This is a genomic window from Actinokineospora xionganensis (assembly GCF_014323725.1).
GTDB classification, from domain to species: domain Bacteria; phylum Actinomycetota; class Actinomycetes; order Mycobacteriales; family Pseudonocardiaceae; genus Actinokineospora; species Actinokineospora xionganensis.
Genome location: NZ_JABVED010000007.1, coordinates 143,052 through 156,201 on the forward strand (window position 1 = coordinate 143,052; position 13,150 = coordinate 156,201).

The following is a 13,150-nucleotide window of genomic DNA, read 5'->3' on the forward strand; positions in this document are numbered from 1 at the left end:
CCGGCCGGTGCTGTCCTCAGGTCGTGCGGTTCCCGGCCCGCCAAACGGTCCAGGTCAGGGGGACGCCGGGGCGGTAGGCGAGGTGGGTTGCCGAGGGCGCGTTCAGGACGTGCAGGTCGGCGCGGGCGCCCGGTCTGATGATGCCGACTTCGTCTTCGCGGCGCAGTGCGCGGGCGCCACCCCAGGTGGCGGCGCGGACGGCTTCGGCGACGGACATGCGCATTTGCAGGACCGCGGTGGTCACGCAGTAGGCCATCGACGAGGTGTAGGACGAGCCCGGGTTGCAGTTGGAGGCGAGAGCGACCGTGGCGCCCGCGTCGAGCAGTGCGCGGGCGTCGGGGAGCGGCTGCCGGGTGGACAGGTCGCAGGCTGGCAGCAGCGTGGCCACCGTGTCGCTGTTCGCCAGAGCGTCCACATCGGACTCGGTCAGATAGGTGCAGTGGTCGACGCTGGCGGCGTTGAACTCCACGGCCAGCCGGACGCCGGGGCCCGGGCCGAGCTGGTTCCCGTGCACCCGCAGGCCCAGCCCCTTGGCGGCGGCGGCGGTGAGCACCGCGCGGGACTGCGACTCGTCGAAGGCGCCGGTTTCGCAGAAGACGTCGGCCCAGCGTACGTAAGGTGCGACCGCGTCGAGCATCTCGCCGGCGACCAGGTCCACATAGGACTGTGGATCGGTGCCCGATGGGACGAGGTGGGCACCGAGGAAGGTGACCTCGTCAGCGTGTTCGGCGGCCAGCCGAGCGGAGCGGACCTCGTCTTCGACCGTGAGGCCGTAGCCGGTCTTGGTTTCCAGGTAGGTGGTGCCTTGGGCGAGCGCTTCGGCGACGTGGCGGCGCAGCCCGGCCGAGAGTTCGTCGTCGGTCGCCGCCCGGGTCGCTTCCACGGTGACCGCGATTCCGCCCGCGGTGTAAGGCTTCCCGGCCATGCGTGCGGCGAACTCAGCGGTGCGGTCGCCGGCGAAGACGAGGTGGGTGTGGCTGTCCACCCAGCCCGGGAGAACGGCTCGTTCCTCGACGTCGACCCGTTCGTCGGCGGCGGGGGCGGCGGCGGCGGACCCGACCCACGCGATTCGCTCGCCGTCGAGCACGACGGCGGCGTCGGCGAGGGTGCCGAGTTCGTCGTCGTTCGTGGTCAGTTCGGCGATGCCGGTCACCAGGATGCTCACGCCCACAGCCCTTCGATCGCCTCGGCCAGCTTCGATCCGACGTCACCGAGCATATGCGCGCCGTCGCGGACGACTACTCGTCCGCCGACGACCACGGTGTCCACATCGGACGCGGTGGCCGCGAACATCGTCTGTTCCGGCAGACAGCCCGCCGTGCGCGGGCTGTCGAGTCGGACGGCGACCAGATCAGCGGGCGCGCCGACCTTGATCTGGCCCGCCTCCGGCCAGCCCAGGGCCGCGTGTCCGGCGCTGGTCATCGCGACCAGCAGGTCGGCCGGAGTCAGTCGGCCGCGCTGACCGGTCCGGAAGCGTTCGCCGTGTTCCAGGGCGCGCGCCTCGACCAGCGGGTCGACAACCGCGTGCTGGTCACTGCCGAGGGACAGCGGCGAGCCCGCGGCCAGCAGCTCACGCGCGGGGCCGAGCCCGTCAGCCAGGTCTCCCTCGGTGGTGGGACAGAAGCACGCGCCGGTGCCCGACCCGCCGAGCAGGGCGATGTCCCCGGCGGTGAGGTGCGTGGCGTGCACGGCCGTCGTGCGGGGGCCAAGAACACCTGCTTCGTCGAGCAGTTCGGTGGGAGTGCGACCGTAGGCGGCTTGACAGGCCTCGTTCTCGGCGGGCTGCTCGGACAGGTGCACATGCAGCGGCCCCGGCCAGGCCGCACCGACCTCGGACAACGCCGCACGGGGAACCGCGCGCACGGAGTGGATCGCGCCGCCGACGCGGGTGGTGGCATCGGGACGCAGGTCTGCGACGCGGCTCGCCCACGCCTGGGCGGTGCCGTCGCTGAAGCGGCGTTGCTCAGCCGACACCGGTGCGCCGATTCCGCCTGCCAGGTAACAGGTGTCGAGCAGCGTGAGGCGAATCCCAGCATCCTTCGCGGCCTGGACCAACGCGACCCCCATCGCGTTTGGGTCGGCGTAGCGGTGGCCGCCGGGGGCGTGGTGCAGATAGTGGAACTCGCCGACGCAGGTGATTCCCGCGAGCGCCATCTCGGCATAAGCGGCACGGGCCAACGCGAGATAGGTATCGGGGTCCAACTTCGCGGCGAGCGCGTACATCCGCTCCCGCCAAGTCCAGAACGTGCCACCATCACCATGCGTCCGCCCCCGCAACGCCCGGTGAAACGCATGCGAGTGACCATTGGCGAACCCAGGAAAAACCAACCCCCGCAACGAGATCACGTCGCCAGACAGCGCCCGCCCCGCGGAGTTGACGGCGGTGATGGTGCCGTCGTCCGCCACGGTGACGAGGACGTCGTCGGTTATGCCCTCGGGGAGCCACGCCCGTTCACACCAGTATGTGGTCATCGGGCGAGGTGGGCGAGGACGTCGGCGAGGGCCACGGCACCCGCGGTGCAGTCGCCGGCTTCGGCGAATTCGGCGGGGGCGTGGCTGATGCCGGTGGGGTTGCGCACGAACAGCATCGCCGTGGGCAGGTGGGCGGCGAGGATGCCCGCGTCGTGGCCCGCACCCGTCGGCAGGGCGGGGACGCCGCCGAGGGTGGTGGCGAGGTCGTCACGCAGGGCCGGGTCGAAGATAACCGTGTCGCCGTAGGATTCCTCGGTCACGGTGACTGTGCAGCCCTCTTCTTCCGCCGCACCCCTTGCCGCGTCGGAGATCTCGGCTACTACGGCGCGGGTGCGGAAGTCGTCCTCGGCGCGGGCGTCGAGCCAGACGTCCACTGTGGACGCGATGACGTTCGTGCCGCCGGGGTTGGGCACGACCTTGCCGACCGTGGCCCGGGCGCCCTCGATGCCCGCGGCGGCGCGGCGGGCGGCGAGAACCACCTGTGCGGCGGGGAGCATCGGGTCGCGGCGGTCGGTCAGCAGTGTGGCGCCCGCGTGGTTTCCCTCACCGGCGAAGCTGAACCGCCAGCGGCCGTGCGCCAGGATCGAGCCGGCCACCCCCACCGGAGCGCCCAGGTCCACCAGTCCCCTGCCCTGCTCGACATGCAGCTCGACGAACACGCCGATCCGGGCCATGGCAACAGGATCAGGTCCCAGCCCGGCCGGGTCGAGACCTGCCGCGCGCACCGCGTCGGCCAAGGTCACACCATCGGGGTCGGTGAGCCGCCGCGCCGCGTCCGGGTCGATCGCGCCGGTCATCAGGCGGGAGCCGAGGCAGGCGACGCCGAACCGGCCGCCCTCCTCCTCGGCGAAAACCGCGATGGCCAGCGGCTTTCCCGGCACAAAACCCCTGGCCCGCAACAGATCCACAGCAACCAGCGCTGACGTCACACCAAGCGGACCGTCATAGGCGCCGCCGCCGGGGACCGAGTCGAGGTGGCTGCCGGTGACGACCGCCCCATCGGCGGGCGGCCCCCACCAGGCCCACATGGTGCCGTTGCGGTCGGTCTCGACGTCGAGCCCGCGGGCGACGGCCTCGGCGCGGAACCACTCGCGCAGCTCCAGTTCCGACTGGTCGAACCCGTGCCGCGAGAACCCGCCGCGCCGGGGATCGGCGCCGACACCGGCGATATCGCCCAGCAGGCCCGCGGCGGTCACGAGCGCGCCATGGGGACGGTCACGCCGCGCTCCGCCGAGACCTCGTCGGCCCGGTCGTACCCGGCGTCGACGTGCCGGATGACGCCCATCGCCGGGTCGTTGGTGAGCACCCGCTCGATCTTCTGCGCCGCCAGCGGCGTCCCGTCGGCGACGGTCACCTGGCCTGCGTGGATCGACCGGCCGATGCCGACGCCGCCGCCGTGGTGGATCGACACCCAGGTCGCGCCCGACGCGGTGTTGATCAGCGCGTTGAGCAGCGGCCAGTCGGCGATCGCGTCGGAACCGTCGGCCATCGCCTCGGTCTCGCGGTAGGGGGAGGCGACCGAGCCGCAGTCGAGGTGGTCGCGGCCGATCACGATCGGCGCGGACACCTCGCCGTTGGCCACCATCTCGTTGAACCGCAGGCCCGCCAGGTGCCGCTCGCCGTAGCCGAGCCAGCAGATGCGCGCCGGAAGCCCTTGGAACTCGACCCGTTCACCGGCCATCTTGATCCAGCGGGCGAGGGATTCGTTCTCCGGGAACAGTTCCAGCAGCGCCCGGTCGGTGGCGGCGATGTCGGCCGGGTCGCCGGAGAGCGCGGCCCAGCGGAACGGGCCCTTGCCCTCGCAGAACAGCGGCCGGATGTAGGCGGGCACGAAGCCGGGGAAGTCGAACGCGCGCTCGCAGCCGCCGAGCTTGGCCTCGCTGCGAATCGAGTTGCCGTAGTCGAAGACCTCGGCGCCCTTGTCCATGAACCCGACCATCGCGCCGACGTGCTCGGCCATCGACTCGCGGGCACGGTCGGTGAACTCGTCGGGCTTCTTCGCCGCGTAGTCGTGCCAGTCGGCCACCTCGACACCGCGCGGCAGGTAGGCCAGCGGGTCGTGCGCGGAGGTCTGGTCGGTGACGATGTCGATGTCCACACCGCGCCGCAGCAGTTCGGGGAACACCTCGGCGGCGTTGCCGATCACGCCGACCGACAGCGGCCGCTTCTCCCGCTTGGCCTGCTCGACCCGGGCGACGGCGTCGTCCAGCGAGTCGGCCAGTTCGTCGAGGTAGCGGGTCTCGACCCGGCGGCGGGCGCGCTCGGGATCGACCTCCACGCACAGCGCGACACCGTCGTTCATCGTGACCGCAAGCGGTTGCGCGCCACCCATCCCGCCGAGACCGGCGGTCAGCGTCAGCGTTCCGCGCAGGGTGCCGCCGAACCGCTTGTTGGCGATGGCGGCGAAGGTCTCGTACGTGCCCTGCAGGATGCCCTGAGTGCCGATGTAGATCCAGGAACCCGCTGTCATCTGGCCGTACATCATCAGGCCCTCGGCCTCGAGCTTGCGAAACTCCGGCCACGTGGCCCAGTCGCCGACCAGGTTCGAGTTCGCGATCAGCACCCGCGGCGCCCACTCGTGGGTGCGCATGACGCCGACCGGCTTCCCGGACTGCACGAGGAGAGTCTCGTCCGCGGCCAGGTTCGTCAGCTCGCGGGTGATCGCGTCGAAGCTGGCCCAGTTGCGCGCCGCCTTGCCGGTGCCGCCGTAGACGACTAGGTCGTCGGGCCGCTCGGCGACGTCGGGGTCGAGGTTGTTGTGGAACATCCGCAGCGCGGCCTCGGTCTGCCAGTTGCGGGCGGTCAGCGTGGTGCCTCGGGCAGCGCGCACGGGTCGGGCGGTGCTCATGCGGTCCTCCGGGTGACGGCGTTCATCAGGTCGCCGGAACGGATCAGGTCCTCGGCGGCGGCGATTTCGGGAGCGAGGTGGCGGTCCGCGCCGGGTCCTTCGACGTGCTCGCGCAGCGCGGCGACGGCGGCTCCGGTCAGCGGGCCGGGCAGCAGCGGCTTGCGCATGTCGAGCGCGCGGGCGGCGGTCAGCAACTCGATGGCGAGGACCGTGGTCAGCCCGTCGACGGCCTTGCGCAGCTTGCGCGCGGCGGACCAGCCCATCGAGACGTGGTCCTCCTGCATGGCGCTGCTCGGGATCGAGTCGACCGACGCGGGGACCGCGAGGCGCTTGAGTTCGGAGACGATCGCGGCCTGGGTGTACTGGGCGATCATGTGGCCGGAGTCGACGCCGGGGTCGTCGGCGAGGAACGGCGGCAGACCGTGCGAGCGGGCGACGTCGAGCATCCGGTCGGTGCGCCGCTCGGCCATGCTGGCGACGTCGGCGACCGGAATGGCCAGGAAGTCGAGCACGTAGGCGACGGGCGCGCCGTGGAAGTTGCCGTTGGACTCGACGCGGCCGTCCGGCAGCACCACCGGGTTGTCGATGGCGGAGGCCAGTTCGCGGTCGGCGACGGTCTCGGCGTAGCCGACGGTGTCGCGGGCGGCGCCGTGGACCTGCGGGGAACAACGCAGCGAGTAGGCGTCCTGGACGCGGTTGCACTCAGGGCCGCGGTGGCTCTCCACGATCGGCGATCCGGCGAGGAAGCGGGACATGTTGGCCGCGGACACGCTCTGGCCGGGGTGCGGGCGCAGCGCGTGCAGGTCGGGTGCGAAGACGCGGTCGGTGCCCAGCAGCGCCTCGACGCTCATCGCGGCGGTCAGGTCGGCGACGTCGAGCAGCGCGTGCAGGTCGGCCAGCGCCAGGCACAGCATGCCGAGCATGCCGTCGGTGCCGTTGATCAGCGCCAGGCCCTCCTTCTCGGCCAGCTCGACCGGGCGCACGTCGCGCTCGGCCATCACCTCGGCGGCCGGGCGGAGCGCGCCCGTGCGGTCGTGGACCATGCCCTCACCCATCAGGGCAAGGGCCACGGCCGAGAGCGGCGCGAGGTCGCCCGAGCAGCCCAGCGAGCCGTACTCATGCACGACCGGGTGAATGCGCTGGTTGAGCAGCTCCTGCATCGTCTCCACGGTCGACTGGCGGACGCCGGTGCGGCCGGTGGCGAGGGTGCGCAGGCGCAGCAGGATCAGGGCGCGGACGACCTCGTCCTCGACGTGCGGACCGGCGCCCGCGGCGTGCGAGCGGATCAGTGAACGCTGTAGGGCGGACCGCTTGTCGAGCGGGATGTGGCGGGTGGCCAGGGCGCCGAAGCCGGTCGAGACGCCGTACGTCGGCTGCTCGGCGTTGGCCAGTTCCTCGATGTGCGCGCGCGACTTGGCGACCGAGGCGAGCGCATCCTCGGTGATGCGCACCCGGGCGGCCGTGCGGGCGACCTTCACGACGTCCGCGCGGGTCAGCGGGCCGCCGTCGATCTCAACCAGTTCCAGCATGCGCCCATCTCAACGCGTGGCCGGGCCGCGCACGAGGGGGGATCGGGTGAGAGTGTCTGAGATACCAGACTGGGCTACCTTGGACGGGTGGGTGCCAGCAGTGACGTGCCCGCGCTGCGGCGCGGTCTGGCGGTGTTGCGCCTGCTCGCGGGCAAGGCGGGCCCGGTGACGGCGGCTGCGGTCGCACGGGAACTGGGACTGCCCCGTTCGACGACTTATCACCTGCTCGGCGAACTGGCCGACGCCGGTTTCGTCACCCACCTGCCCGAGGAGCGACGCTATGGCTTGGGGCTGGCGGCGTTCGAGTTGGGGTCGGCGTACCTGCGGCACGACCCGCTCGAACGGCTCGCCCGCCCGGTGCTGCGGCGGCTGATCGAGCGCACCGGGCACACCGCTCATCTTGGCGTGCTGCATGGCGGCGAGACCCTGTATCTGCTGCGGGAACAGCCTGCGCATCCGCACACCGTGGTGACCGATGTGGGTGTTCGGCTGCCGGCGCATTTGCCTGCTTCCGGGCGGGCGATGCTGGCGCATCTGCCTGCGGCGCAGGTGCGGGCATTGTTCCCGAACCGGGGGGCGTTCGTCGACCGGACCGGTCGCGGGCCTGCTCACCTGCCCGCGCTGCGGGGGTTGTTGGGCGCCGAGCGGCGGCGGGGATGGGCGGTGGAGGACGGGTACGTCACGGTCGGCTTCGCGTCGGTGGCCGCGCCTGTGTTCGACCATGGAGGGCATCCGGTGGCGGCGATCAGCACGACGTTCCGGCACACCTGCGAGACCGAGTGCGGGGAACAATGGCCTGAGTTGGCGGCGGAGACGCGGCGGGCGGCAGCGGAGTTGAGTGGGCGCATCGGCGGACATGACCCGGCGAACGAGAGGTGAGCGAGTTGACGGACTACCGCGACGAAATCCGTGCCTGCCTGGAGCGGGAAGACCTGGCGCTGGACCGGATCAGGGACACCGACGACTATGTGGTGCGCGGCAGGTCGCGGCCCGCGTTCTGGTACGAGCCGGTTTTCACCCTGCCCGTCGAGCTGCTCGCCGAGTATTTGGACAAGATGAGCGAGCAGTACGGCATGCCGGAAGCGCTGTCCCTGACCAAGATCCACGCGGTGGAGTACCTGACCACCGACCACGGGGAAGGGTTGAACGCGACTACGGCGCTCGGCTTCCGGCGCACCAAGAGCGGCGAGGTCGAGTTCTTCCTCGACCAAGACCCGCCCGCATAACCGGGCAGACGCCGGTGCGACGCCTGCCCGGTTAACGGCTCAGATTCCAGCCGAGGCCAGCCACTCCTTGGCGACCTTCGACGCGTCCGGCTTGTCCGGGGCGTTGAGTTTGGTGTTGAGCTCGATCAGGGTCTCGGTGGTCAGCTTCGCCGAGATGGCGTCGAGGACCTGCTTGATCGTGTCGCTCGCCTTGGACTTGTTGATCAGCGGGACGACGTTCTGGGCGGCGAAGTTGGACTTCGGGTCGTCGAGGACGACGAAGTTGTTCGCGGCGATGGCCGGGTCCGTGGTGAACAGGTCGGCCGCCTGCACGACCCCGCTCTTGAGGGCGTCGACGGTCAGCGGGCCGCCCACGTCGAGCGACTTGTACTCCGAGACCTGCAGCCCGTAGCTCGACTGGAGGCCGGGGATGCCGTCGGGGCGCTTCTGGAACTCCGGCGGGCCGCCGAAGACGACCGGGCCCTTGGCGGCGAGGTCGGCGATGGACTTGACGCCCAGCTTGTCCGCGGTCTCCTTGGTGATGACGACCGCGTCCTTGTTCTCCGCCGCCGACTTGGCCGTGACGGTGAGGTTCGCGGGAAGCGCCTTCTGCAGCGCCGCGTAGACCTCGTCGGCCTCGGTTTCCTTGGCCTGCTTGTTCACGTGCTGGAGGAGGACGCCGGTGTACTCCGGGATCAGGTCGATCGACCCGTCCTGCAGGCCCGCGTAGTAGGTCTCGCGGCTGCCGATGTTGAGCTTCTTGGTGACCTTGACCCCCTTGGCCTCCAGCGCGCTCGCGTAGATCTCGGCGAGCAGGGTGCTCTCCGGGAAGTTCGCCGAGCCGATGGCGATCGTGTCCGCCGCCGCAGGAGGAGCGGCGCTGGTCGTGGCGCCCAGCGGGTCGGACCCGCCTCCGCACGCGCTCAGGGTGAGCGCCGCGGCCAGGGTGGCCGCCGCACCTGCGAGTACGCGCTTCATCGAGGATCTCCTCACGTCGTTGCTTTCCGTTTCCTGGTGCGGGTCGGCCGCAGTCCCGGCGAGACCACCAGCCATTGCACACCCGCGAGAACAAGTTCCGCGGTGATCGCGAGCGCGGCGATGAGCACCGCGCCGCCCGCCATCTGGTCGAACTGGCGCAGCGCGTTGCCGTCGATCACGAAGCGGCCGAGGCCGCCCAGGGACACGAAAGCCGCGATGCTGGCGGTCGCGATGACCTGCAGCGTCGCCGCCCGCAGCGCCCCGAGCATCAGCGGCAGCGCGTTCGGGAGCTCGACGCCGAACAGCACTTCCCGCTCACTCATCCCCATCCCGCGCGCCGCGTCCACAATGGAGGGTTCGACGTTGCGGACGCCCGCGTACGTCCCGGCCAGCAGCGGCGGGACCGCGATCAGCACCAGCACGATCGTCAGCGCCTCGAAGGCGAGCAGCAAACCCATGGCGGGCACCAGGAGGACCAGCATGCCCAGCTCGGGCAGTGCTCGGACCGAGTTCAACAAGCCGACGACAAGGGTGCCGCCGCGTCGGGTGTGGCCGATGTAGGCGCCGAGTGGAACGGCGATCAGGGCAGCGATGGGGATCGCGGTGGCGGTGTACCGCAGGTGCTCCAACAAGCGCAGCGGGATGCCGTTGGCGGCCCAGTTGTCCGGGCTCGTGAGCCAGACCCAGACCTGCTCGAACACGCTCATCGAGCGCCTCCCGTTCGAGCCCACGGCGTCAGCGCCCGGCCCGCGACAACGAGGATGATCTCCATCAGGAGGGCCAGCACCAGGATCGCGACGATCGCCGCGATGATCTCGGCCGGATTGCCGCGCTGGTAGCCCTCGGTGAAGAACTTCCCGAGCCCGCCGACACCGATGAGCGCGCCGACGCTGACGAGGCTGATGTTCGACACCGTCGCGACCCGCACACCGGCCAGCAGGACCGGCACCGCCAACGGGAGTTCCACGGCGAAGAACCGGCCCAGCGGGCGGTACCCCATCGCGGTGGCGGCGGCGGTGACGGCGGGCGGGACCGCCGCCAGCGCGTCGGCCACCGACCGGACCAGCAGCGCGACCGTGTAGATGGTCAAGGCCGCGATGACGTTGAGCGGGTCGAGGATCCGGGTGCCGAGGATGAGCGGCATCAGCACGAACAGGGCCAGCGACGGAATCGTGTAAAGCATCCCCGCCGTGGGCACCAGAATCGACTTGGCCAGCCGCCAGCGGCTGGCCATCCAGCCCAGCGGCAGCGAGATCAGCAGGCCCGCGACCACCGGGATCAGGGCGAGCCACAGGTGGTCGAGGCTGGTGGTGAACAGCACGTCGAGGTGGTCGAGAATCCAGGTCACGTGGGCACCTCGCCGCAGCGGCGGGCGTCGGCCAGCGCCTTGACGACGGTGTCCGCGACGACCCCGCCGACCACCGCGCCCTGCGCGTCGATCGCTATGCCCAGGGCGGCAGGGGAACTGAGCGCCGAGTCGAGGGCGGTGCGCAGCGTCCCACTGTCCACTTCGAACAGCGAGCCGCCGGAGACGAGGTCTTCGGGGCGAACCTGATCCACTGTGGACAAGGAACCTTCGGACACCCAGCCCAGGGGACGCTTCGCCTCGTCGACCACAACGGCCCAGCCGTTGTCGAGGCTCGCCCGAGCCTGCTCGGCGGACGCGCCCAGCGCGACGGTGGCGACCGGTCCGACCGGAACACCTTGGGCGGAAAGGAAACCGAGCGCACGGTAGCCACGGTCGCGACCGACAAAGGAGGCGACGAAGTCGTCGGCGGGCCTGGCCAGCAACTCGGCCGGAGTGGCGTACTGGGCGAGCCTGCCGCCGACGCGCAGCACCGCGACCTTGTCGCCGAGCTTGATGGCCTCGTCGATGTCGTGGGTGACGAAGACGATCGTCTTGCCCAGGTCGGACTGCAGGCGCAGCAACTCCTCCTGCAGGCCGTCGCGCACCACCGGGTCGACCGCGCTGAACGGCTCGTCCATCAGCAGCACCGGCGGGTTGGCGGCGAGTGCCCTGGCCACGCCGACCCGTTGCTGTTGCCCGCCGGAAAGCTGCGACGGGTAGCGTTTGCCCAGCTCAGCGGGCAGCCCGACGCGTTCAAGCAGCTCGGCGGCCTGCTTGCGGGCGGTGGATTTGCGGGTGCCGAGCAGCACCGGGACCGTGGCGACGTTGTCGAGAACACTGCGGTGCGGGAACAGGCCGGCGTGCTGGATGACGTACCCGATGCCGCGTCGCAGCTTCGCCGGGGACTGCGCGCGGATGTCGGCGCCGTCGAGCAGGATCGTGCCGGAGGTGGCGTCGATCATCCGGTTGATCATCCGCAGAGAGGTCGTCTTGCCGCAGCCGGACGGGCCGACGAAGACGGTGATGCCACCGTCCTCGATCGTCAGGTCCAGGCTGTCCACCACGACCGTGCCATCGTCGTACCGCTTCGTCACGGCCTGGAACTCGATCACTCGAATCCCCTCGGGTCGCACGGCTCCTTGCCGGCCGTTGATCGTTCGACCTTAACCCGCAGGACTGACAGTGGCAGGGCATTTCCACCATCTAGGCACCCTTGCGGCCGGGCTGTCCACAGTCCTCATAGGCTCTCTTGACTGTGGCCGAATCCCTCGTGAACTTCCTCGCCGATCGTGGCGTGCACTCCCGTCCCCTGCGCGGGCTGGTCGCCCGGCTCGCCGAGGGGCCGCGGACCCTGGACTGGCTGATCCGCACCGCCGCGGTCCCCCGCCGCACGGTCGAAGACCTCCTGGACGCGGCAGGCGCCCGGCGTGACGGCGAGCAGTGGCGGCTCGACAGCGTCGACCCGGCCCTGGTCACGCCCCTGCCCACGGCAACCGATGACGAGTCGCGGCCGGTCTTCGAGCGGTACCTGGACGGGGTGCCCAAGCCCCGGCGCGCGCTCGACCACGTCCAAGCGGACCTGGACACCATGCTGCGTCGGGCCCGGTGGCTCGACGAGACCTACCACCTGCCAGGCGCGCGACTGCTGTGCGTCGGCGACCACGACCTGACCGCGCTGGCCGCCTGCACCCTGCGGCCCGAGCTGTCGGCCACGGTCGTGGACCTCGACGAGGACCTGCTGACCTACATCGACGCGACGGCCCAAGAGCGCGGCCTCGACATCCGCTGCCTGCACGCCGACCTGCGGTTCGGCATGCCCGAGGTGGAAGCCGACCTGGTGTTCACCGACCCGCCGTACACACCGGAGGGGATGCGGCTGTTCCTGGCCCGCGGCGTGGAGTCGCTGCGGCCGGAGGGGCGAGTGGTGGTCGCGTACGGGTACAGCGAGCGGAACCCGGCGCTGGGGTTGAAGGTGCAGCAGGAGGTGCTGCGGCTGGGGCTGGTGTTCGAGGCGGTGCTGCCGGGGTTCAACCGGTACCTGGGCGCGCAGGCGGTGGGCAGTGCCAGCGACCTCTATGTGCTGCAACCGACGGGCAAGTCGGCGAAGCTGGCGCAGGCGGCGGTGCGCGGCGGCGAGACCGGGATCTACACCCATGGCCCCCAGTCGGTGGAGTCCACCGGCCCCGACCCGGAGGCCATCGCCGCCCTCCTGCGGTTGACGCGTGGCGACGACACGGTCCAGCCGACGCTGCTCCGGCCGGGCTGGTCCGCGCCGGTCAAGGCGTCGGGGCCGGTCGCGTTCGACCTCACCGCCGACCCGGGGCCGTGGCTGGCGCGCACGCTGCTGGCCGGTCCCCCGGCGCGGGTGGGCGCGCTGGTGGGCAACAACCACTCGGACATCACCGACCAGCGCGGACAGGTCGCGCTGCGGGAGCTGGTGAGGGCGAAATACCGGCTGACGTTCCACCGCAGCACACCGGACGGCAAGCACGCCGTGGTGATCGCCGAGCCCGTCCCGGCTCAGGGCGTGGCGGCGGCGCTGCTGGAACGCGTCCACGGCAAGCTGGGGAACGTGTGGCGAGAGGCGCTCATCCGGGAGAGCGGGTCGCTGACGAAGCGGGAAGCTCGGGAGAAGATCGCGGAACTGGCACCGGAAGCCGACCTCGCGTCCCGCCTGATCGACCTGCCCCGCCATCGGATCGCGGCGATCCTCGCGGCGGCGCAGAGCGGCTAGAGGTCGGCCAAGCGCTCCGGTGACCACGACGACGGT

Annotated in this window: 12 protein-coding genes; 3 read left to right on the forward strand and 9 right to left on the reverse strand. The window is 71.1% G+C overall.

Going from position 1 to position 13,150, the window contains the following annotated elements; all coding sequences use genetic code 11:
• Positions 1-16: 16 nt before the first annotated feature.
• Genes hutI through hutH form a run of 5 tightly spaced genes read right to left on the reverse strand, consistent with a single transcriptional unit; the run spans position 17 to position 6,849 of the window.
• Positions 17-1,165, reverse strand: a complete 1,149-nt coding sequence (gene hutI / locus GPZ80_RS14220) for an imidazolonepropionase (RefSeq protein WP_187220819.1) — start codon at positions 1,163-1,165, stop codon at positions 17-19.
• Positions 1,162-2,472: a formimidoylglutamate deiminase gene (locus GPZ80_RS14225; RefSeq protein WP_187220820.1), complete on the reverse strand. Its 1,311-nt coding sequence runs from the start codon at positions 2,470-2,472 to the stop codon at positions 1,162-1,164. Before GPZ80_RS14225 ends, hutI begins: the two co-directional genes overlap by 4 nt.
• Positions 2,469-3,668, reverse strand: coding sequence for an allantoate amidohydrolase (locus GPZ80_RS14230; RefSeq protein WP_187220821.1), 1,200 nt, complete (start codon positions 3,666-3,668; stop codon positions 2,469-2,471). The genes GPZ80_RS14225 and GPZ80_RS14230 overlap by 4 nt, the downstream gene beginning before the upstream one ends.
• Positions 3,665-5,320, reverse strand: a complete 1,656-nt coding sequence (gene hutU / locus GPZ80_RS14235) for a urocanate hydratase (protein WP_187220822.1) — start codon at positions 5,318-5,320, stop codon at positions 3,665-3,667. Before hutU ends, GPZ80_RS14230 begins: the two co-directional genes overlap by 4 nt.
• Complete coding sequence (gene hutH / locus GPZ80_RS14240; protein ID WP_187220823.1) at positions 5,317-6,849, reverse strand: histidine ammonia-lyase; 1,533 nt, start codon at positions 6,847-6,849, stop codon at positions 5,317-5,319. Before hutH ends, hutU begins: the two co-directional genes overlap by 4 nt.
• Positions 6,850-6,936: 87 nt before the next feature.
• Here hutH and GPZ80_RS14245 point away from each other — a divergent pair, with 87 nt between their 5' ends.
• Together GPZ80_RS14245 and GPZ80_RS14250 are read left to right on the forward strand one after the other, a co-directional pair.
• Positions 6,937-7,728, forward strand: a complete 792-nt coding sequence (locus GPZ80_RS14245; RefSeq protein ID WP_187220824.1) for an IclR family transcriptional regulator — start codon at positions 6,937-6,939, stop codon at positions 7,726-7,728.
• A complete protein-coding gene (locus GPZ80_RS14250) occupies positions 7,725-8,075 on the forward strand; it encodes a hypothetical protein (RefSeq protein WP_187220825.1) in 351 nt (116 codons plus the stop codon). Before GPZ80_RS14245 ends, GPZ80_RS14250 begins: the two co-directional genes overlap by 4 nt.
• Before the next feature lie 39 nt (positions 8,076-8,114).
• Here GPZ80_RS14250 and GPZ80_RS14255 read toward each other — a convergent pair whose 3' ends face one another.
• The 4 genes from GPZ80_RS14255 to GPZ80_RS14270 are packed head-to-tail and all read right to left on the reverse strand — an operon-like array spanning position 8,115 to position 11,492.
• On the reverse strand, positions 8,115-9,032 hold the full coding sequence (locus GPZ80_RS14255) for an ABC transporter substrate-binding protein (RefSeq protein ID WP_187220826.1): 918 nt from the start codon (positions 9,030-9,032) through the stop codon (positions 8,115-8,117).
• 11 nt (positions 9,033-9,043) lie between these two features.
• On the reverse strand, positions 9,044-9,739 hold the full coding sequence (locus tag GPZ80_RS14260) for an ABC transporter permease (protein ID WP_187220827.1): 696 nt from the start codon (positions 9,737-9,739) through the stop codon (positions 9,044-9,046).
• Complete coding sequence (locus GPZ80_RS14265; RefSeq protein WP_187220828.1) at positions 9,736-10,380, reverse strand: ABC transporter permease; 645 nt, start codon at positions 10,378-10,380, stop codon at positions 9,736-9,738. The genes GPZ80_RS14260 and GPZ80_RS14265 overlap by 4 nt, the downstream gene beginning before the upstream one ends.
• Positions 10,377-11,492 carry an ATP-binding cassette domain-containing protein gene (locus GPZ80_RS14270; RefSeq protein ID WP_187220829.1) on the reverse strand — a complete coding sequence of 372 codons (1,116 nt, stop codon included), beginning with the start codon at positions 11,490-11,492 and terminating at the stop codon, positions 10,377-10,379. The genes GPZ80_RS14265 and GPZ80_RS14270 overlap by 4 nt, the downstream gene beginning before the upstream one ends.
• Before the next feature lie 143 nt (positions 11,493-11,635).
• Between GPZ80_RS14270 and GPZ80_RS14275 the strand changes: the two genes are divergently transcribed.
• Positions 11,636-13,114: a bis-aminopropyl spermidine synthase family protein gene (locus GPZ80_RS14275; protein WP_187220830.1), complete on the forward strand. Its 1,479-nt coding sequence runs from the start codon at positions 11,636-11,638 to the stop codon at positions 13,112-13,114.
• Positions 13,115-13,150: the final 36 nt, after the last annotated feature.